We start from the raw sequence: 20,094 nt of genomic DNA, 5'->3' as shown, positions 1-20,094 counted from the left end.
CCCGATCAGCGGGCCAGGTTGATGATGGCCTGGGTGATCTGGTCACCCGTGGAAATGGCCTTGGCATTGGCCTGGAAGTTGCGCTGCGCAGTGATCAGGTTGACCAGCTGTTCCGCCACGTCCACGTTCGATGCCTCCAGTGCCCCTGACTGGATCTGCCCGAAGCTCGAGGTCCCGGCCTCGCCCAGCTGCGCCGCGCCCGACTGGTAGGACTCCACCCAGGCGGTGTCACCGACCTGGCGTAATCCCTGGTTGTTGTTGAACTTGGCCAACGCCACCTTGCCCAGCGCCGAAGACTGGCCGTTGGTATAACGCGCGAAGATCACACCCTCGGTGTCGATGTCCACGCCGGCCAGGCGACCCGAGGTATAGCCATCCTGAATGAGGTTGTTGACCCCGAAGGCCGCACCGTACTGGGTGGTGCCCGTGAGGTTGAGGTCGATGGTGAGCGGTGCCCCGCCACCGGACGGGGTGAAGGTACTCAGGGTGGCAATGCCGCCTGCCGGCGAGGTCAGGGCGCCCGAGGCGCTGAAGCTCAGCGCCACGTCGGCGGTCGCCGGGGGCGTGGTGGTACCGGTCTGGATGCTGTTGCCATCCACGTACACATAGCTGTCCCAGGCATTGTTGGCGGTCTTGCGGAAATAGAAGGTTGCGGTGTGCGGATTGCCCAGCGAGTCGTAGATGGTGGTCGAGGTCGAGCTGTTGTAGCTGGCCGGGTTGGCCGGGTCGAAGGCTACCGCCGGCACCGTCTCGGAAGAATTCAGGTTCAGCGAAGCGGTCACCTCGCTGGTGGGTTGCGGCGCGCTGGGCGTGGTGGGCAGTTGCAGATCCTGCAATACCCCGGTGTTGAAGGTGGTCGTGCCGCCCACCCCGTTGACCGCCGGGTACACCTGGAGCCGGTCGTTGGCGTGATTGATGACATAACCGTTGCGGTCCACGCTGTAGGCCCCGGCCCGGGTATAGCTGATGGTGCCATCCGGATTCTGCAGCACGAAGAAGCCCTGACCACTGATCGCCAGATCGAGATTGTTGGAGGTGAAGTCCACCGAGCCCTGGCCGAACTGCTGGGCGATGCGCGCCACCTGCACGCCCTGCCCTGCCGCGTTCTTGGAGGTATCCTGGATGGCACTGGCATACATGTCGGCGAACTCGGCGCGCGACTCCTTGAAGCCGATGGTCGATGCGTTGGCGATATTGTTGCCGGTGACCTCGAGGTCCGTGGATGCGGCGTTCAGGCCGCTGAGTGCGATGCGAAAGGACATGGCTTGCCTCCGGTCAGAAGATCTGTTGAATGTTGGCGAAGGCCACCGGTCCCAGGCCTTCGAGATTCAGGGTCAGGCCCTCGCGGGCGGACAGGCTGACCGATTCCACCCGCGAGAACAGCTGGGTCTGCAGATCGACGCTGCTCTCGCCCTGGACCGCGGTGACACTTACCCGGTAGCGGCCGGGCGGCAGATGGGCGCCGGCGTCGTCGGTGCCATCCCAGTCGAAGCGCAGCGGACCACCGGGTGCGCCGCCCAGCGGCAGCTCGCGCACCAGTTGCCCGGCCTGGTCGTGGATGCGCAGCGTCACCTCGGGGCTGGACTGCGGCAGCTCGACCTGGCCGCGAATACTGCCGCCAGGCGCCAGGTAGCCGCTGTCCACCGGCACCAGGACCTCGTGCCCCACCAGTCCACCGGCCTGCAGGGCCTGGCCCGAGGTGAGCGAAGTGGACAGGTCGCTGATCTGGGTATTGAGCCGATCCAGCCCGGAGACCGCACCGAACTGCGCGATCTGTGCGAGGAAGTCGCCGTTCTCCATGGGCTTGAACGGGTCCTGGTTGTTCATCTGGGTCACCATCAGCTTGAGGAAGGTCCCCATGCCCAGCTCGGAGGGATCATTGGTCCCCTGCTGTTCCTCGCGGCGGCTCAGTCCCAACGCGGCGAAGGGGTCCTGGGTATTGTCCAGTGCGGTCACACTCATGTCGGTCTGCCTCAACGTCCGAGATTGATGGTCGCCATCAGCATCTGGCGGGCTGCGTTGAGCACCTCCACGTTGTTCTGATAGGCGCGTGAAGCGGAAATCATGTTGGCCATCTCTTCGACGGCGTTCACATTGGGCCGGTAGATGTAGCCGTCCTCGTCCGCCATCGGGTGATTCGGCGCGTATTCGCGCACCAGCGGCGCCTGGCTCTCGACCACACCGACCATGCTCACGCCCTGCGCCGGCGCCTGCGGGTCGAAGCGATCGAGGATGGCGCGAAACACCGGCTCGCGCGCCCGGTAGGTCTCGCCCGCGCTGCTCGATACCGCATCCACGTTGGCCAGGTTGGAAGAGACGATGTTCAGGCGCAGGTTCTGCGCATTCATGCCGGAGCCGGCAATATCGAAGATCTTGAAGCTACTCATTGGGCAGCCCCCTTGATGGCGGTCCTGAGCGTGCGAATGGTCTCGTCGAGAAAGCGCAGGCTGGCCTGGTACTGCACCGCGTTGGCGCTGTATTCGACCTGCTCGCGCTCTACCTCCACGGTGTTGCCGTCGAGCGAAGGCTGCTGGGGTACGCGGTATTGCAGTGCAGCAGGCGGCAGCGCCTCGCGCGGTGGGACGATATGCCCGGGCCGGGTCGCCGCGAGCTGTACCTGCGGGGGCAACTGGCCACGCAGGATCTCGCGGAAATCGAAATCACGTGCCTTGTAGCCGGGAGTGTCGGCATTCGCCAGGTTGGCGGCCAGCACCTCGGCTCGGCGCGCACGCAACTGCAATGCCTGTTCGTGAATGCCAAAGACCTTGTCGAGATTCATGTCGCACCTGTACACAACTTGTCTACGGAACACGAAGCAGACTTTGTGCCAGGCAGAACAGCGCTGTGGATTCAATTACTTGTGAGAGGTCTGGCGGGACTGCGGCGGCAAGAAGGGCAAGGCCTTGCCGCCGGCGGCAATCAGCACCGGCGATACACCAGCCCTGTGCCGTGCCGTTCCATCTCGAACAGGTCGGCGTGTTCACTCATCGACTCGGTGGAACCCAGGAACAGGGCGCCGCCGGGATTCAAGGTGCGATGGAAACGCTCGAGGATGTCGCGCTTGCGCTCCTGCGAAAAATAGATGAGCACGTTGCGGCAGAAGATGACGTCGAAACGCCCGAGCTGATCGAAGGAATCGAGCAGGTTGAAAGGACGAAAACGCACCTGCCGCCGGTAGGCGGCCTGGACCTCGATGCAGTCACCGTCGTCCACAAAGAAACGCTGGCGCTGTTCCAGGGTCAGTCCGCGCACCCCTGCCAGCCCGCAGTAGCGGGCGGCCTCGGCCTGGGCCAACGCGGAGGGTGAGATGTCGGTCCCCAGGATCTGGTAGTCGAAGCCGCGCGGCAGGCGGCCAGAGAGCACCGCCTCCTGAATGGCGAAGGTGATGCTGTAGGGTTCCTGGCCGGTGGAAGCGGCCGCCGACCAGATACGCGCGGTACGGCCGATGCAGGCGGGCAACAATTGTTCGACCAGGATGCGGTAATGAGCGGCATCGCGGAACCAGAAGGTCTCATTGGTAGTCATCGCATCGACCACCGCGGTCTGTATCGCGCGGTCACCGCCCGCTTGCAGGGCCTGCACGAGGGCATCGAAGCCAGCCAGGCCATGCCGCTGAAGCACACCGCGCAGGCGACTCACCACCAGGTATTCCTTGCCGGCTCCCAGGCGAATGCCCGCGCACCGCTCCAGGTAACGGGCGATGGCCTGGTACTGCTCTTCCGACAGGCTGACGCCTCCTTTCATCTCTTGGTCCGTTTCCGCTTCCTTACAGACACGGAATCACGCCGCATCGGCACGTGCCTGATCGTGCTGGCGCAGTTGTTCCTGCACGATCATCGCCAGGGTATCCGGTTCCCACTTGGGAAGGAAGTCATTGGCGCCAACCTTGGCGACCATGGTCTTGTTGAACACGCCGCTGAGCGAGGTGTGCAGAATGACATGCAGCTTCTCGAGCGCCGGATGTTCACGGATCTTCTTGGTGAGTGAATAGCCGTCCATGCGCGGCATCTCCACATCCGAGATTACCAGCGACAGGAAATCCTCGACATTGCGTTCATCATCCAGCCAGGACTGCAATTGCTCCCAGGCCTCCTGTCCGTCCTTGCAGGCAGTGAAATCCACGCCCATCCGCTTGAGGACCCGGGTGACCTGGTTGCGCGCGACACTGGAATCGTCGACCACCAGCACATGGTGCGGCTGTTCGTCTGTCCGTTCCTCGATCACCCCTTCGGACACATCTTCCTGCCCACCGATCACCTCCTTGAGCACCTTCTCCACGTCGATGATCTCGACCAGCTCGCCGTCCATCTGAGTGACCGCCGTCATGTAGGTGCCCTCGGCCGCGCCACGGGGTGGCGGCAGGATATCCTGCCAGTTCATGTTGATGATACGGTCCACCGAATCGACCAGAAAGCCCTGCACACGCCGGTTGTACTCGGTGATGACAGTGAACTTGTTCTCGTAGTCTTCCAGCGGCGGTCCACCGATGGCCATCGACAGGTCCATGATGGTGATGGTCTTGCCACGCATGTTGGCGATGCCCTTGACCACCGGGTGCGCCTGCGGCACCCGTGTCAGCGGCGGGCAGTGAATGACCTCCTGCACCTTGAACACGTTGATGCCGTAACGCTGCTTGCCCCCGAGGCGAAACAGCAACAGCTCCAGACGGTTGTGCCCGGCCAGTTGGGTGCGCAAATCGACGCCGTCGAGAATTCCCGCCATGCCTTGTCACCTCTTCGATTCGATTCAGATGGGATACGCTGCATAACGGCCGCAGGCGGTGGAGCTTTAGGCGCCCACCACTCGATTCCGGGCATGGATATTGCTGACCTGCTCCTGAAAGGAAAGAAGGTCGAAACGATGCGTCAATTCATTGACACCTTGCATGCCTGGCCCTGGCTGCTGTGCCTGCTGATACTGGCAACGACAGCAGGAGCGGGCAATGACACCACCGAATCGCACCAGCGCATCCGCGAGGCCGCGCGCGCCCATGTGCTGGCCCGCGCCGACCAGCTGCCCGGGCAGATCGAGGTGAAGATCGCGCGCCTGGACCCACGCCTGCGGCTACGTCGCTGCGAACGCCCGCTCGAGACCTATGACTCGCCCAACGGCTTGCGCCCGGGGCGCAACGTGGTGGGCGTGCGCTGCACCGGCCAGCATCCCTGGAAACTGTACGTCACGGTCGATATCGCCACCCTGCAACCGGTGGTGGTGGCGGCCCGGCCGCTGGCCCGTGGTCAGCAGGTCAGCGCGGCCGATCTGCGCATCGAGCAGCGCGACACCGCGCGCCTGCACCAGGCCTTCTACACCCAGACCCGCGACCTGATCGGCCAGCGCGCACGCCGCCAGATCGCCGCTGGTCGCATCCTGCACCCCGGCCTGCTCGAGCGCCGCCGTCTGGTACGCCGTGGCGGCACGGTGCAGATCGTGGTGCAGCGCGGCCCCCTGCAGGTACGCGTGCAAGGCAAGGCCCTGCAGAACGGCGCCCTGGGCGACCGCATCCGCGTGCGCAACCAGGCCTCGGGGCGCGAGATCACCGGCGAGGTGATCGCCGCCGGCACCGTGCAGGTAGCCCACTGAAGGGGCATGCACTGTGAACCCGTTCGCACCGATTCTGCCAACCAGGGCATTTTCGGAAGCAGATTCACCACTTAGCGCTGCTGGCTAAAGTCCGTCAAATCCTGGACGATATACTGCGCGACACAGGCAGAAACCAGGTAATGCTGACATGAGTATCGAGATCAACGGTTCCAACGGCCGCCCCCCACTGGGCACCACGGAGACCATGCAGTCCAGCGGCGCGCGCAACGACAGCAAGGAAAGCGGCGTCACCGGCCAGGCGCGCACCGTGGCCGACACCTTCCAGATGACCGACCGCGCCAACCGCCTGCAGCAGCTCGAGCAGGAGATCGCCAGCCAGCCGGTGGTGGACAGCCAGCGTGTGCAGGATGTGCAGCGGGCGCTGGCCACCGGCATCCTGGAGATCGACCCGGCACGGGTCGCCGACAAGTTGCTCCGCTTCGAGGCCGGCCTGGGCGAGCAGGGCTGATCCGTGCACGACGCCAACACGCTCAAGGCCCCCTTCCGCGCCACTCTCGAGGCCTCGCTGGCGGAACTGCGCGTGCTGCGCGACATCCTGCTCGAAGAGCAACGGGCCCTGAGTGGTGGTGACGCGGCCTCGCTGGAGCAGGCCGTGCGCCAGAAGAACGACTGTCTGGCACAACTCGAGCACAGCGTGCGCGCCCGCGAACAGATGCTGCAACAGGTCGGGTTGCCCGGTGGCCTGGGCGGCGCCGAACGCTTCGTCAGCCAACACTTCGCACCGGACGAACTGGCGGAGACCTGGCACGAATTGCTCACGCTCTCGCGCGAGGTGGCCGAGCTGAACGACCACAACGGCAAGCTGGCGCTGGCCGGCGAACGTCACGCCCGTCAGGCACTGGGCATCCTCACCGGCCGCCCGGCCAGCCCCGATACCTATTCGCCCCGGCCCGGCGGCAGTGTTGCCGGCGGGCACTCGCTGGGCAAGTGCTGAACACGCCCGACCCACGCTTCCAACGCCGGCACGGCGGCGAGCCGCGCCAGATCGTTCGGCCGATCGAGATCCCATAGCCGTTCACCCTCGCGCAGCCGCAGTCCCGCCGCGCGGCAGCGCCGGCGCGTCTCCGCGGCAACCTGTTCGCCGCCCCAGGGCATGTCCTCGAACAGTCCGGGGTGATCGGTACGCACCCCCAGCAACACATAGCCGCCATCCTCGGCCGGGTTCATCACCACCTCGAACGCCTCCAGATCGCACAACGCCCGTTGCAGATGCACACTGCCCAGCGCCGGCACGTCGCTGCCGATCAACACGACCTTTCGTGCCCCGTGCAGAGCCGCCGCCGCGGCGTGCCGCATGCGCGCACCCAGGTCGTCACCCTGCTGGACCCGCAAGGTCAACGGCCAGCGTGACGCCAGCTGCGCAAACACGGGGTGAGTGGCATCCGGGGCACACCACAGCTCGACCGGTGCCAGGCCCGCCACGCAGGCCATCTCGACCACGTGCAGAAGACAATCGCGATACAGCGCGCAGGCCCCCTCGGTTCCCAACGCCGGGATCAGGCGCGTCTTCACTCGCCCCGGCACCGGGGCCCGGGCGAAGATCAGGATGCGCGCGTCGGGGAACTGCATGATGCGTAACGGCGGGCCAACACCGCCGGGTCGGCCCCCAGGAACCAGGCCAGGCGCAACCGCCACATCAGCAGCACGGTACGCAGCACCCCGTGTCGGCGCCAGCGCCGGGCCGACGTATGCAGCGGTGGACGCAGGCAGGCGGGCCAGCCGTGCCGGCGCAACCGTTCCGACAGCGCGAGGTCTTCCATCAGCGGGATCTCGGGGAAACCACCGACCTGCTCGAACAGGGCGCGACGCACGAAGATCCCCTGGTCGCCGGTGGCGATGCCGGTGAGTCGCGAACGCCAGTTCATCGCCGTCTCGATCACCCGGAACACGGGGGCCGGGTCGTCCAGGCGCACATCGAAACGGCCCCAGCCACCCTCACAGGCAGACAGGCGCGACAACGCCGCCATCACGCCTTCGGGGAAACCACTATCGGCATGCAGGAACCACAGCCAGTCGCCTCCGGCCACCCGGGCACCGGCGTTCAGCTGCCGCGCGCGGCCAGGCGGAGAGACCAGCAGGCGGTCGCAATGCGGCACGGCGCGTTCGCGGGTATCGTCGGCGCTCTCGCCATCGACCACGATCAGCTCGTGCCCGGCGGCGCGCGCCGGCTGCAATGCCGCGAGCAGGTGCTCGATCACCGCGCCCTCGTCGCGCACCGGCACCACGATGCTGGTGGTCACGTCAGCGCCCCGCCGCAACTGCTGCCCTGCCCGGCAGTACAACCGTAGCAATGATCGGCCACCGCGATCGCCAGCCCCTCCAGGCGTCCGGGCTTCAGGCTGTCCAGGTGCAGGGGACGCCCACCGTCACACAGCGGCAGCCCGAGCATCTGGTTGAAGTCGCAATCGTACAGCCGTCCCTGCCAGTCCACGCTCACCAGCGAGCGGCACATCACCGCGGCCAGATTCTCCTCGCGGTGCGCCGACTTGAGCAGGGCCAGGTAGTCATCGAACTGCCCCTTCGAGGCGAGCAGGCTGCCGAAGCGCTGGATAGGCATGTTGGCGATGGTGAGCAGGTGGTCGAAACGTACCCCGTAGGCGGCCAGACGCTCGCGGTAATCGGCCTCGAGCGCCTGTTGCGGCGGCGGCAGCACCGGGCCGACGGGATTGTAGACCAGGCTGAGCACCAACCCCTCGCCCGCGCCGTAACCCAGCGCGTTGAGCCGGCGCAGGCCCTCGATACTGCGCCGGAACACGCCGCGCCCACGCTGGGCGTCGACGTTCTCCTCGAGATAGCAGGGCAGGGAGGCGACCACCTCCACCTGGTGGGCGGCGAGGAACGCGGCCAGGTCCTCCTGTCCCGGCTCGCCCAGGATGGTGAGGTTGCAGCGGTCGATCACCCGCACCCCCTGCCCGCGGGCGAAACGCACCAGCTCGCGAAAACCCGGGTGCAGCTCCGGCGCACCGCCGGTGAGGTCCAGGGTCTCGATGCCTCCGCCCGCCAGCACCTGCTGCACGCGCGCCAGGTTCTCCTCGCTCATCGCCTCGGAACGGTTGGGCCCGGCATTGACATGGCAATGCTGGCACTGCTGCTTGCAGCGATACCCCAGATTCACCTGCAGGGTGTGCAGGCGGTCGCGCCGCAAGGCGGGGAAGGTACCGGGAAACAGACGACTGGCGGTATCGAGCATGGGTCTCTCTTGAAAACGGCGGAGCATACGGGACCGGCCGGGGAATGTTAATATGCCCGCCCCTGCCCCCGTAGCTCAGTCGGATAGAGCAACCGCCTCCTAAGCGGTGGGTCGGACGTTCGAATCGTCTCGGGGGCGCCAATTCCCTCTCGCCATGAACATTCGGCCCGGGGACGGGCCTCCTACAGGCCATGTGGGAGCGGCGTCCCCGCCGCGAACGGTTTGGCCCGATGACGGTCTCCTGCAGCGAACCCCGGGCGCCATAATCCCCCTTCCCCGTTGTATTGAAATTTTCCACTTTTTCCCTGCCGCAACACGCGCGAGACTCCGGGTTTTCGAGCGGAGAGACCGGAGATGAGTGACTGGGAACTGGCCTTGCTGGCGCTGGCCGGGGTGGTGAGCGGTTGGCTGAACGTCGTGGCCGGCGGTGGTTCGCTGCTGACCGTGCCGCTGATGGTGTTCATGGGCCTGCCCGGCCCCGTGGCCAACGGCACCAACCGCATCGCCATCCTGCTGCAGAACATCACTGCGGTGGCAACCTTCCGGCAACGCGGCTTCTCCGACTTTCGCCTCAGCCTGACGCTCTCGGCCGCCGCCTCGGTGGGCGCCCTGTTCGGCGCCCTGGTGGGCGTGCGCCTGGAGGGCGAATGGTTCGATCGCGTGGTGGCCCTGATCATGCTCGGCGTGATGTTGCTGATGTGGCGAGACAAGCGCTCGGCCGAACACGCTGCGCAAGCCGCCGGCGAACAGCCTCGCCGCCTGCTGGCCGGTCACCTGCTGATGGTGGGCGCGGGTTTCTGGGGAGGTTTCATCCAGCTCGGCGTGGGCTTCATCCTGATGCCCATCCTGCACCGGGTGATGGGACTGAACCTGGTGCTGACCAACATGCACAAGGTGTTCATCATCACCGCCTATACCGTGGTGGCGCTGGTCGTGTTCGCCTCGCAGGTGCAACTGATGTGGTGGGTGGGCGCCTGGCTAGCGCTGGGCAACGCGATCGGGGGCTGGCTGGGTGCACATTCGAGCGTGACCCACGGCGATGCCTGGATACGACGCATGCTCAACCTCACACTGGTGGCCTTCATCATCAAGCTGCTGTTCTTCTGAGCCCGCTCAGAACAGGTTGATTTCGCCAGCCGTCGGCATGGCCTTGGGCACGATATCACCCGCTTCCACCAACTCCTGGTAGAAGGCCAGCCGGTTGCGACCGTGCGCCTTCACCCAGTACATGGCGCGATCAGCCGCGTCGATCACATCGGCAGGACTCTCCTGACCATCGATTTCCACCACGCCGAGCGAGGCGGTCATGGCACCCACCATGGGGAACTCGTGTTCGGCCACACGAGTGCGAAAGCGCTCGAAGGCCCGCCTTGCCTTTTCCTTGTCGTCGGCGCGGATGATGACCACGAACTCCTCGCCACCGTAGCGGAACAGCAGATCGTCGTTGCGGAACACCTCGTGCATCAGGCGAGCGAAGACAATCAGGATCTCGTCACCGATCAGGTGGCCGTAGACATCGTTGACCCGCTTGAAATGGTCGATGTCGATGACTCCCAGCCAGAACTTCTGATCGTCGTAACAACGCCGGTTGTGCTGGTGTTTACAGCCATCACTCATACGCTGACGACTGAGAATCTGCATCACGTTGGTATGCAGGCGGTCACGATTGAGCAGTGAGGTCAGCTTGTCCTTCTGGCTGAGATCCAGCAGCGACAGGTAATTGGAATAGATCCGCAACAGGCCACCGATCAGACATTCGTCCCCTGTCTGCAAGGGCGAACAGATCTGCACCAGCAGCGAATACAGTTCGCCTTCCTGATCGTAGATCGGGTGAACATAGGCCGACTTGCCGTGGATGGCATCGGGCACGACCACCATCTGCCCCATCTCGATGCTGCGCGCAATCAACTCTGCCAGATCTTCCTCGATGGAATGGCAGCGGATATCGCTTCCATGGATGATGACGCCCTCGCGATAGTCTCCCACCAGGGCGAGTTCCAGGTTGGGGTCGTGCCGCAGCACCTTGTAGAGGCGCAGTTCCTGGTCGCGTTCGAACTCGCTGAGCGTGGCCAGCAGGCTGTGTTCGATCAGTTCCTTGTCGAGATAACGCGTGATTTCTGCCAGGCTGTCGATCACCTGGATAGTGGAACAACGCCTCGGCGCCGAAATGTTCAGTGTCTGCAATGCCATGGGGTCACATCTGGTTCCGTGTGCCTGCCTCCTGTTACGGCCAGCGCAGAACGAACTTTAATTCGGGAAACGAAACCCCTGTTTCCACCGACCCACCTGAACAACCGCCAACAGGCAATTGTTTTTCGGGCGCTTTTCCTTGGTTTATACTCGGCCACATGAAATCCCGTTCCATGCCCCTGCAGGCGGCCAGTCCGCCCCCGGCCTTGCCAGGCACCCCATGAACCGCCTCGTACGTCGGTCTCTGCCGGTGCTCCTGGTGGCCACCGTCTTCGGTGTTGCGACCTGGCAGATTCTGCATCCCGAACAACGCCAGCACGTAGCGGCCGCTGACACACCGCCGCCAGCCGTTGCGGTACTCGATGCCCGGCCGGGATCCCATCTCCTGCGCATCCAGGCCTGGGGCCGGGTGGTGGCGGAAGACGCCCTGGATCTGCGCGTCCGGGTCGACGGCAACATCGAGAGACGACACCCGCAACTGTATCCCGGCGGCGTGATCCCCGCGGGCGAGCCCCTGGTCGAGATCGACCCGGCCGACTACCGCCTCGCGGTGCGCCAGGCCGAGGCCAGGCTGGCCAAGGCCCAGGCGCGACTGGTGATCGAAGGCGGAAAGCACAAGCTGGCGAAGAAGGAACTGCGCATGTTGCAGGACCACCTGCGTGTCGACGCACGTTCCCTGCCACTCACCCTGCGCGAACCCCAGCTGCGCGAGGCCCAGGCCGAGGTGGCGCTGGCCCGTGCCGGGCTGGAGCGGGCACAGCTCGACCTGGAACGCTGCCGGCCTCGCCTCACGTTCGACGCTCTGGTGCTGGCACGCGACCGGACGGCCGGTGAACTGGTCGATCGCGGCGAGCGCATCGCCCGGCTGGCGCCCGCCGACCACTTCCAGGTCCGCCTGCACCTGCCGCCGGAGCGTCTGCCCTGGTTGAAAAGGGGGATCACCAGGATCACCCTGCGGCAGGCCGGCCACGACTACCCGGCGCGGCTCGAGCGCATCGACCGGCAACTCGACGAACAGACCCGTCAGCTCCTGATCGTGGCACGCATCGACGACCCGCTCGACCGCACGGGCCGGTACGGCGACCGCCCGCCCCTGTTGCTCGGCAGCCTGGTGCAGGCGCAGATCGAGCTGGGCAGCCTCGACGGGGTCGTCGCCCTGCCCCGCGAATATCTGCTGGACGACGATCGGGTCTGGGTGGTCGATGCCGACAACCGCCTGCAAATACGCCGGGTACGGCGTCGCTTTACTGGTCCTGCCGAGGTATTGATCGACCCCCTCCCGGCTGGTGACCGGCTGTTGCGTGGCAACCCGGCCGGCCTGGCGCCGGGCACCCGGGTGAAGATCCGCGCGTCGTGAGCACCAATCCCCGCCCCATTCGCCTCATCGCCTGGTTCGCCGACAACCCGGTGGCGGCAAACCTGCTGATGGCCGTGTTGCTGCTCGGTGGCATCCTGGGCCTGCGCGACATCCGCCAGGAGATCACCCCGGACTTCTCCATCCCCGGGGTACGCATCGAGATGGCCTATCCCGGGGCCGGCCCCGAGGCGGTCGAGCAGGGGCTGGTGCTGCCCATCGAACGCGCCCTGCAGGACATCGACACGGTAATCCATGTACAGGCCACCGCAGGCGAAGGCAGCGCACAACTCACCGCCGAGCTGCGCGAGGAGGCCGACCCGGCACAGGCCCTGCAAGACATCCGCGAGGCCCTCTCGCGCATCCGGACCTTTCCCGCCGGGGCCGAGCCGCCCCGGGTATCACTGCGCCGACACGGCTTCTATGTCATCAGCATCGGTGTGGCCGCCGACCTGGCGCGCCGGGAGCGACACCGCCTGGGCGAGACTCTCCGCCAGCGCCTGCTCGCCCTCGAGGGCGTGGCCGACGTCCAGGTACGCGGCGGCCTGACCCCGGAGATCCATTTCGAGATTCCCTGGCAGGCCCTGCGCGACCATGACCTCACCCTCGCGGAGATCGCCGAACGCCTGCGTGCCGCCTCGGCCGACCTGCCGGCCGGACGCCTGGAGAGCGCGCGCGGCGAGGTCCTGCTGCGCAGCCGGGGCTACCGGGAACAGGCACGCGAATTTGCCGACATTCCGCTGCGCACGAGCCCGGACGGCGGCCTGCTGCGCCTGCGCGACATTGCACGCATCGAGGACGGCTTCGCCGAATCACGCCAGGTCTTCGAGTTCAAGGGCCGCCCCGGCCTGCGCCTGGATGTCTACCAGGTCGACAGCGCCGACCCCGTGAAACTGGCCGCGCAGGTGCGCGAGCTGGTGGCCGGACTCCAGGCCCGCCTGCCCGAGAGTGTCGCCATCAGCGTGCAGAACGACCGCTCCGAGCGGCTGGCCGAACGCCGCGCCATCCTGCTGCGCAACGGTGCCCTGGGGCTGATGCTGGTGATCCTGGCGCTGGGGATCTTTCTCGACCTGCGCCTGGCCTTCTGGGTGACCGTCTCCATCCCGGTGGTGTTCATCGGCAGCCTGGCCGTGTTGCCGCATCTGGACGTGAGCCTGAACATGATCTCGCTGTTCGCCTTCATCCTGGCAGTCGGCATCGTGGTGGACGATGCCATCATCGTCGGCGAGAACATTCACGCCCGGCGCCAGCAGGGCCTGCCCCTGCGCGAGGCCGTGGCACTGGGCGCCAGCGAGATGGCAGTGCCGGTGCTGTTCGCAGTGGGCACCAACATCCTCGCCTTCCTGCCGCTGCTGGCCGTGCCGGGCGCCATCGGCCAGTTCATGCGCGATCTGCCGATCGTCGCCTCGGTAGTGTTCGCGGTGTCATTGATCGAGGCCCTGCTGGTGCTGCCGGCCCACCTGCACCGGCGCGAGTCCCCGGCACCTTCGCACGGCGGCGCAATCGCCCGGCTGCGCGCGCTTCACCAGCGCAGTGCCGGCCTGCTCGACCGCCTGCGCAACGGCCCCTACCGGCGCCTGCTGGGTCTGACACTGAGGCACCGCTATCTCACCCTCACCCTGTTCTGCGGCGGCCTGGCACTGATGGCCGCCTGGTACGCTTCCGGGCGCATCGACCTGACCTGGCGGCCGGAGATCCCGGGCAATCGCGTGGATGCCGAACTGGACAAGCCGGTGGACGCCTCGCTGGAACAGACCCTGACGATGGTGCGGCGCGTCGAACAGGCCGGCTTGCGCGCCATCGAGGCCCTGGGCGGACGCCAGTACCTTCAGAGCTGGTTCACCCGCACCGGCTCGCGGCGCCCCACCTATGGCGAGGTGAGCCTGATCCTGGTCCCCGATGACCAACGCCCCTTCACCCAGGAGGCACTCACCCGCGAATGGCGCCGCCAGCTCGGCGAGGTACCGGAGGTCAAATCGCTGTTCTTCGAATACCTGGTCGGCCCTGGCGGCAACCGCTCGCTGCAGCTGGCGCTGAGCCACCGCGACCGCCGGGTACTCACCGAAGCGGCACGCGAACTGGCGCGCGCGCTGCGTGATATCGACGGCGTGGTGGACGTGAACGACGGCACCGCACAGGGCAAGCGCCAGCTCTCGTTCACACCGACAGCCGAGGCACGCGTCGCCGGACTGGACGAAGCAGCGATCGGTCGCCCCTTGCGCGACGCCTTCCACGGCGCCGAGGTGCGGCGCCTGCTGCGCAATGGCCACGAGGTGCGGGTGCTGGCGCGCCTGCCCGCCGCTCAGCGGACCGATCTGGCCACCCTGGCGGACTACCCGGTACGCGCCCCGGACGGTCACCTGCTGCCCCTGTCGCAGGTCGCCGACATCCACTGGGGACGGGCACCCGCAGCCATCCAGCGCGAGGACGGCCGGCGCATCCTCACGGTGAGCGCCAGCATCGACAAAGCGCATGCCAATGGCCGGCAGATCCGCGCCCGCGTGCAGGAGCAGATCCTGCCCGCGCTACGCGCCCGTTACCCGGGACTGGAAACCCCCGCGGCAAGCTCGCGCCGCGACCGCCAGCGGACCTTCGACCATATCTTCCGCAACCTGGGCTGGGCCGCCCTGGCGATGTTTGCCCTGTTCGCTGCCCTGTTCCGCAGTTACGGCCAGGCCATGATCGTGATGCTGACCATCTCCTTCGCGATCGCCGGGGCCATGGCAGGACACGTGCTGCTGGGATACGACCTCAGCTCGGTGAGCCTCTACGGCATGATTGCCCTCGGCGGCCTGGCGGTGAACGGCGCCCTGGTGCTGACCTTGCGCCACAACCGGCTGCGTCCCCTCTCGGCAGAAGATGCCATCGAACGGGCTGCACTCGATCGCTTCCGGCCCATCGTACTGACCACCCTCACCACCACCCTGGGGGTCACGCCGATGCTGTTCGAGACGGCACTCCAGGCACGTTTCCTGGTCCCCATGGCCATCGCCCTGAGCTTCGGCACCCTGACCGCGATGCTCGCGGTGCTGTTGCTGGTGCCGGCGATGCTCAAGATAGGGAACGATCTGGGACAGTGGCGGCGGAACGCCGCTGGAAAGGCCTGAACCCGCTACTTGCGCAGCCGCTCCAGTGTCTCGGAAAGGCTCTTGCTCAGCGCCTCGTAGGCCTTGCGCTGGGCCTGCTTGTACACCGTGCGGTCTCCGCGCGAGGCGAAGGAGATACGGGCGTCGAAATAGGCGACATCCGCCTCGATGGCATGGATGTCGGGACGTGAAACAGGCTTGTCCTTCTTTCTGCTGCTACTCATCTGTATGGACCATTGACCCGGGGTCCCGGCCCCCTGTGGAGCCGCACCGCCGGTAAAGGTTCTGCGAGTGATACTAGCAAAGGGTCGGCCGGTCGTCGCCGACATCGGGCAATCTCGGGCACGCACCGCCTCACCCAGCCACGACGCGCCTGCCCCGGCATTCACATCGTCTGGACGACTCAATTATATGACGATCGTCCTATTGTTGAAACAGATCATGAACACCTGCTACACAGGTGCTAGTCTGCCTTGTAATATCAGCCCATTGAGTATGGCTGGCGTCACGAGCAACAAAAAAGGTCGATCGTCCAAAAATGTCGGACTTCCTGGAAAAACAGGCCCGAGCCTCGGGTTTCTTCGGCGGCAACGCCCCCTTCATCGAAGCACTCTACGAAGACTTCCTGAAAGACCCTGCCAGTGTTCCCGAGGACTGGCGCCGGCATTTCGAGTCGCTGCCACCGGTGGACGGCCCGGGGCGCGAACGGCCCGATGTCTCGCACCGCGAGATCCGTACCAATCTCACGCACCTGACCACCGGCCCGGTCTACCGCCAGGCACCGGCCTTCAATGCGACAGCGGCCGAGCGTCAGGTGAAGGTGCTGCGCCTCATCAACGCCTACCGGGTGCGCGGCCATCAGAACGCCGATCTCGATCCCCTCAAGCTGCACGACATCATCCCCCTGCCCGAGCTGCAACCCGCCTATTACGGCTTCTCCGAGGCGGATATGGACGAGACCTTCAACACCGGCTCGCTGTTCGCCCCCGAGCGCCTGCCACTGCGCGAGATCCTCGAGATCGTGCAGACGGTCTACACCGGCAAGGTCGGCTCGGAGTACATGCACATCACCAGCACCGAGGAGAAGCGCTGGATACAGCAACGCCTGGAAGGCTACCGGGCGCGCCCCGAACTGAGCGACGAGGACCGGCGCTGGTTGCTGCACATGATCACCGCGGCCGAGGGCATCGAGAAATACATGCACGCCCGCTTCGTGGGGCAGAAGCGCTTCTCACTCGAGGGCGGTGAGACGCTGATTCCCCTGCTCGATGAACTGATCGTTCGCGCGGGACGCGACCAGGCCGAAGAAGTGGTCATCGGCATGGCGCATCGCGGGCGACTCAACGTGCTGGCCAATATCCTGGCCAAGCCGCCGCGCGAGATCTTCCAGGAATTCGAGGGCGCACGCCCCGAACACCCCGACCGGGGCATCCTGTCCTCGGGCGACGTGAAATATCACAAGGGCTTTTCGGTGGACCTGGAGACCCCGCACGGTCCCATCCATGTCACCCTGGGCTTCAATCCCTCGCACCTGGAGATCATCAACCCGGTCATCATGGGCTCGGTGCGGGCGCGCCAGCAACGCTACCACGATGTCACCGGCGACAAGATCATCCCGGTAGTGATCCACGGTGACGCCGCCATCGCCGGCCAGGGCGTCAACCAGGAGACCTTCAACATGTCGCAGGCGCGTGGCTTCGGCGTCGGCGGCACGGTGCATATCGTGATCAACAACCAGATCGGCTTCACCACCAGCAACCTGCTGGACAGCCGTTCCACCCATTACTGCACCGACATCGCCAAGATGGTGCAGGCCCCCATCTTCCACGTGAACGGCGACGACCCCGAAGCGGTGATCTTCGTCACCCGCCTGGCCTTCGACTACCGCATGCGCTTCCACAAGGACGTGGTGATCGACCTGGTGTGCTACCGCCGCCAGGGCCACAACGAGGCCGACGAGCCAGCGGTGACCCAGCCGGTCATGTACCGCAAGATCCGCAACCACCCGCCGGTGCGCGCCTTGTATGCCGAGCGCCTGATCGCCGAGGGTGTGGTCACGCCCGAGGTGGTGCAGAAGGAAACGGAAGACATCCGCAACGAGTTCGAAAAGGGCAACTGCGTGGGCCGCACCGCCCTGTGCGACCTGGACGGACGCATCCACGTGGACTGGAAACGCTTCCACGGCGTGAGCTGGGATACTCCAGTCGACACCCGGGTCGATCCCGACCGCGTCGCGGCGCTGGCCGGACAGATCTTCACCCCGCCGCAGGACTTCCCGCTGCACCCACGGCTGGCGCGCATCCTCGAGGACCGTCAGCAGATGGCGCAGGGCACCCGGCTGATGGACTGGGGCTTCGCCGAGATCATGGCCTATGCCTGCCTGCTCGACCGCGGCTACCCGGTTCGCCTCTCGGGGCAGGACGCCCGGCGCGGCACCTTCTTCCACCGCCATGCCATGTGGCGCAACCAGGAGACCGGCGAGAGCTACATGCCCCTGCAGCACCTGCACCCGAACCAGCCCAACTGCGTGATCATCGATTCGGTACTGTCCGAAGAAGCGGTGCTGGCCTTCGAGTACGGCTACGCTTCGGCCGAACCCGATGGGCTGACCATCTGGGAAGCCCAGTTCGGCGACTTCGCCAACGGCGCCCAGGTGGTGATCGACCAGTTCATCACCTCGGCCGGGGCCAAGTGGGGCCTGTACTGCGGGCTCACCCTGTTCCTGCCACACGGTTACGAGGGCCAGGGACCGGAACACTCCTCGGCGCGTCCCGAGCGCTACCTGCAGCTGTGCGCCGAGCACAACATCCAGGTCTGCGTGCCCACCACCCCGGCGCAGATCTTTCACCTGCTGATGCGGCAGATGATCCGCCCCTTCCGGCACCCCTTGATCGTGTTCACGCCCAAGAGCCTGCTGCGCAGCCCGCTGGCCACCTCGCCGCTGGAATCGCTGAGCACCGGCCAGTTCGAGACCGTGATCGACGAGGTCGATCCGCTCGACAAGGAAAAGGTCCGGCAACTCATCCTGTGCACCGGCAAGGTCTATTACGACCTGTTGCAGGCACGCCGCAGCCGCGGCATCGAGGACGTGGCCATCGTGCGTCTCGAGCAGATCTATCCCTTCCCCTGGGATGCCTACCGCCAGATCATCGACAGCTACCCGGCGGTGGAGAAATACGTCTGGTGCCAGGAAGAACCCCAGAACCAGGGCTACTGGGACCAGATAAAGCACCGCTTCCACGCCTCGCTGGACCCGCGCAAGCCGCTGATCTACTGCGGCCGTCCCTCGGCCGCGGCACCGGCCACCGGCTATTTCCGGGTGCACCAGGAAGAACAGGAAAAACTGGTCGACGACGCCCTCACCGGCTATGCCGATCCGTCCATGAACCGCAGAGGTTGAATCATGCCCATCGAACTGAAGGTCCCGACCCTTCCCGAATCGGTCACCGACGCCACCGTGCTGGCCTGGCACAAGCAACCGGGTGATCCCGTCGCGCGCGACGAGAACCTGCTCGACCTGGAAACCGACAAGGTCGTGCTCGAGGTTCCCTCGCCGGTCGACGGGGTACTCGCCGAGATCCGCGCCGAGACCGGCGCAGTGGTCACCAGCGACGACCTGCTGGGACTCATCGAACAGGGCAGCGCCACCGCGAAGACCGCCCCACCGGCCGAGGCGCCCTCCCCCGAACCGATCGATGCTCCCGCAGCGAAGACCCCGACCCCTGCCGCGAAGGCCTCGTCCCCCGCGGCAGATACACCGCCTGCGAGCAACGATGCCGAACCCGTGCTCACCCCGGCAGTACGTCGCCTGGTCAAGGAGCTGTCGCTGGACCCGAGCAAGATCCGCGGCACCGGCAAGGACGGACGCATCCTCAAGGCAGACGTGATGCGCTATCTCGACGAGCTGCAGAAACAGCAGGACGAGGAAGACCTCAAGGCGATGATCCCGCCGACGGCAGAGAGTGGACCGGCACGCAACGAGACGCGGGTACCCATGAGCCGCCTGCGTGCGCGCATCGCCGAGCGCCTGGTCGAGGCACAGCACACCGCCGCCATCCTCACTACCTTCAACGAGGTGGACCTGTCCGAGGTCATGGCCTTGCGCCGCCGCCTGCGCGAGCGCTTCGAGCAGGAACACGGCGTCAAGCTGGGTTTCATGTCCTTCTTCGTCAAGGCCGTCGTCGAGGCACTCAAGAAATTCCCGGTGGTCAACGCCTCGGTGGACGGCACCGATATCGTCTATCATGACTACTTTGACATCGGCATCGCCGTGGGCTCGCCACGCGGCCTGGTGGTACCCATCCTGCGCGACGCCGACCAACTCGGCTTTGCGGAGATCGAGCACCGCATCAAGCAGTTCGCGCAAAAGGCAAAGGACGGCACCCTCAGCTACGAGGAACTCACTGGTGGTACCTTCACCATTTCCAACGGAGGGGTCTATGGCTCCATGCTGTCCACCCCCATCCTCAACCCGCCGCAGAGCGCCATCCTGGGCATGCACAACATTACCGAGCGCCCGGTGGTGGTCGATGGCGAAATCGTGATCCGTCCGATGATGTACCTCGCCCTGTCGTATGATCACCGCATCATCGACGGGCGCGAGGCCGTACAGACACTGGTCACCATCAAACAGTGCCTGGAAGATCCAGCCCGCCTGATGCTAGGGGTATGAT

General features: G+C 65.8%; 19 protein-coding genes and 1 tRNA gene. 9 read left to right on the top strand and 11 right to left on the bottom strand.

Annotation, left to right across the window (positions count from 1 at the left end; translation table 11 throughout):
• Window positions 1-5: 5 nt before the first annotated feature.
• The 6 genes from flgE to EBS_RS03100 all read right to left on the bottom strand — a co-directional run bounded on the left by flgE (window position 6) and on the right by EBS_RS03100 (window position 4,722).
• The gene (flgE, locus tag EBS_RS03125) at window positions 6-1,262 is read right to left on the bottom strand and encodes a flagellar hook protein FlgE (protein WP_043107268.1); all 1,257 of its coding nucleotides are present in this window, start codon (window positions 1,260-1,262) and stop codon (window positions 6-8) included.
• 13 nt (window positions 1,263-1,275) lie between these two features.
• Window positions 1,276-1,962 (bottom strand): flagellar hook assembly protein FlgD, encoded by a 687-nt coding sequence (locus EBS_RS03120; protein ID WP_043107267.1) that lies wholly within the window; start codon window positions 1,960-1,962, stop codon window positions 1,276-1,278.
• 11 nt (window positions 1,963-1,973) lie between these two features.
• Window positions 1,974-2,387, bottom strand: coding sequence for a flagellar basal body rod protein FlgC (gene flgC / locus EBS_RS03115; protein ID WP_043107266.1), 414 nt, complete (start codon window positions 2,385-2,387; stop codon window positions 1,974-1,976).
• Window positions 2,384-2,779 carry a flagellar basal body rod protein FlgB gene (gene flgB, locus EBS_RS03110; protein ID WP_043107264.1) on the bottom strand — a complete coding sequence of 132 codons (396 nt, stop codon included), beginning with the start codon at window positions 2,777-2,779 and terminating at the stop codon, window positions 2,384-2,386. The genes flgC and flgB overlap by 4 nt, the downstream gene beginning before the upstream one ends.
• 140 nt (window positions 2,780-2,919) lie before the next feature.
• Complete coding sequence (locus EBS_RS03105; protein WP_043107262.1) at window positions 2,920-3,744, bottom strand: CheR family methyltransferase; 825 nt, start codon at window positions 3,742-3,744, stop codon at window positions 2,920-2,922.
• A gap of 36 nt (window positions 3,745-3,780) precedes the next feature.
• The gene (locus EBS_RS03100) at window positions 3,781-4,722 is read right to left on the bottom strand and encodes a chemotaxis protein CheV (protein WP_043107261.1); all 942 of its coding nucleotides are present in this window, start codon (window positions 4,720-4,722) and stop codon (window positions 3,781-3,783) included.
• Between the two features lie 138 nt (window positions 4,723-4,860).
• Here EBS_RS03100 and flgA point away from each other — a divergent pair, with 138 nt between their 5' ends.
• From flgA to EBS_RS03085, 3 genes are all read left to right on the top strand, one after another.
• Window positions 4,861-5,580: a flagellar basal body P-ring formation chaperone FlgA gene (gene flgA / locus EBS_RS03095; protein WP_171816168.1), complete on the top strand. Its 720-nt coding sequence runs from the start codon at window positions 4,861-4,863 to the stop codon at window positions 5,578-5,580.
• 148 nt (window positions 5,581-5,728) lie between these two features.
• Window positions 5,729-6,049, top strand: a complete 321-nt coding sequence (flgM, locus tag EBS_RS03090) for a flagellar biosynthesis anti-sigma factor FlgM (protein WP_052199244.1) — start codon at window positions 5,729-5,731, stop codon at window positions 6,047-6,049.
• Between the two features lie 3 nt (window positions 6,050-6,052).
• The gene (locus tag EBS_RS03085; RefSeq protein ID WP_043107260.1) at window positions 6,053-6,535 is read left to right on the top strand and encodes a flagella synthesis protein FlgN; all 483 of its coding nucleotides are present in this window, start codon (window positions 6,053-6,055) and stop codon (window positions 6,533-6,535) included.
• Here the strand turns inward: EBS_RS03085 and EBS_RS03080 are convergent.
• From EBS_RS03080 to arsS, 3 genes are read right to left on the bottom strand one after another with little or no spacing between them, the layout of a single operon-like run.
• The gene (locus EBS_RS03080) at window positions 6,478-7,170 is read right to left on the bottom strand and encodes a TIGR04282 family arsenosugar biosynthesis glycosyltransferase (protein WP_070104712.1); all 693 of its coding nucleotides are present in this window, start codon (window positions 7,168-7,170) and stop codon (window positions 6,478-6,480) included. The genes EBS_RS03085 and EBS_RS03080 overlap by 58 nt on opposite strands.
• Window positions 7,143-7,841, bottom strand: coding sequence for a TIGR04283 family arsenosugar biosynthesis glycosyltransferase (locus EBS_RS03075; RefSeq protein ID WP_043109136.1), 699 nt, complete (start codon window positions 7,839-7,841; stop codon window positions 7,143-7,145). The genes EBS_RS03080 and EBS_RS03075 overlap by 28 nt, the downstream gene beginning before the upstream one ends.
• Window positions 7,838-8,791, bottom strand: a complete 954-nt coding sequence (arsS, locus tag EBS_RS03070; RefSeq protein WP_052199242.1) for an arsenosugar biosynthesis radical SAM (seleno)protein ArsS — start codon at window positions 8,789-8,791, stop codon at window positions 7,838-7,840. The genes EBS_RS03075 and arsS overlap by 4 nt, the downstream gene beginning before the upstream one ends.
• 64 nt (window positions 8,792-8,855) lie before the next feature.
• On the opposite strand from arsS, the gene EBS_RS03065 reads away from it, so the two are divergent.
• A tRNA-Arg gene (locus tag EBS_RS03065) sits at window positions 8,856-8,932 on the top strand.
• Window positions 8,933-9,145: 213 nt separating this feature from the next.
• Window positions 9,146-9,898, top strand: coding sequence for a sulfite exporter TauE/SafE family protein (locus EBS_RS03060; RefSeq protein WP_043107259.1), 753 nt, complete (start codon window positions 9,146-9,148; stop codon window positions 9,896-9,898).
• Between the two features lie 6 nt (window positions 9,899-9,904).
• Here the strand turns inward: EBS_RS03060 and EBS_RS03055 are convergent, their stop codons facing one another.
• Window positions 9,905-10,981, bottom strand: coding sequence for a GGDEF domain-containing protein (locus EBS_RS03055; RefSeq protein ID WP_070104711.1), 1,077 nt, complete (start codon window positions 10,979-10,981; stop codon window positions 9,905-9,907).
• 220 nt (window positions 10,982-11,201) lie between these two features.
• Between EBS_RS03055 and EBS_RS03050 the strand changes: the two genes are divergently transcribed.
• Window positions 11,202-12,338 (top strand): efflux RND transporter periplasmic adaptor subunit, encoded by a 1,137-nt coding sequence (locus tag EBS_RS03050; protein WP_043107258.1) that lies wholly within the window; start codon window positions 11,202-11,204, stop codon window positions 12,336-12,338.
• Entirely contained in the window at window positions 12,335-15,442 is a 3,108-nt protein-coding gene (locus tag EBS_RS03045; RefSeq protein WP_052199240.1) for an efflux RND transporter permease subunit, read from the top strand. The genes EBS_RS03050 and EBS_RS03045 overlap by 4 nt, the downstream gene beginning before the upstream one ends.
• A 5-nt stretch (window positions 15,443-15,447) precedes the next feature.
• Here the strand turns inward: EBS_RS03045 and EBS_RS03040 are convergent, their stop codons facing one another.
• Complete coding sequence (locus EBS_RS03040) at window positions 15,448-15,645, bottom strand: hypothetical protein (protein WP_043107257.1); 198 nt, start codon at window positions 15,643-15,645, stop codon at window positions 15,448-15,450.
• A 314-nt stretch (window positions 15,646-15,959) separates the two neighbouring features.
• Here EBS_RS03040 and EBS_RS03035 point away from each other — a divergent pair, with 314 nt between their 5' ends.
• Window positions 15,960-18,821 carry a 2-oxoglutarate dehydrogenase E1 component gene (locus EBS_RS03035; protein ID WP_043107255.1) on the top strand — a complete coding sequence of 954 codons (2,862 nt, stop codon included), beginning with the start codon at window positions 15,960-15,962 and terminating at the stop codon, window positions 18,819-18,821.
• 3 nt (window positions 18,822-18,824) lie between these two features.
• Window positions 18,825-20,093: a 2-oxoglutarate dehydrogenase complex dihydrolipoyllysine-residue succinyltransferase gene (gene odhB, locus EBS_RS03030; protein ID WP_043107254.1), complete on the top strand. Its 1,269-nt coding sequence runs from the start codon at window positions 18,825-18,827 to the stop codon at window positions 20,091-20,093.
• Window position 20,094: the final 1 nt, after the last annotated feature.

The organism is endosymbiont of unidentified scaly snail isolate Monju (genome assembly GCF_000801295.1).
Taxonomy (GTDB): Bacteria; Pseudomonadota; Gammaproteobacteria; order Chromatiales; family Chromatiaceae; genus MONJU.
This window is presented reverse-complemented; position numbering and strand designations above follow the sequence as displayed.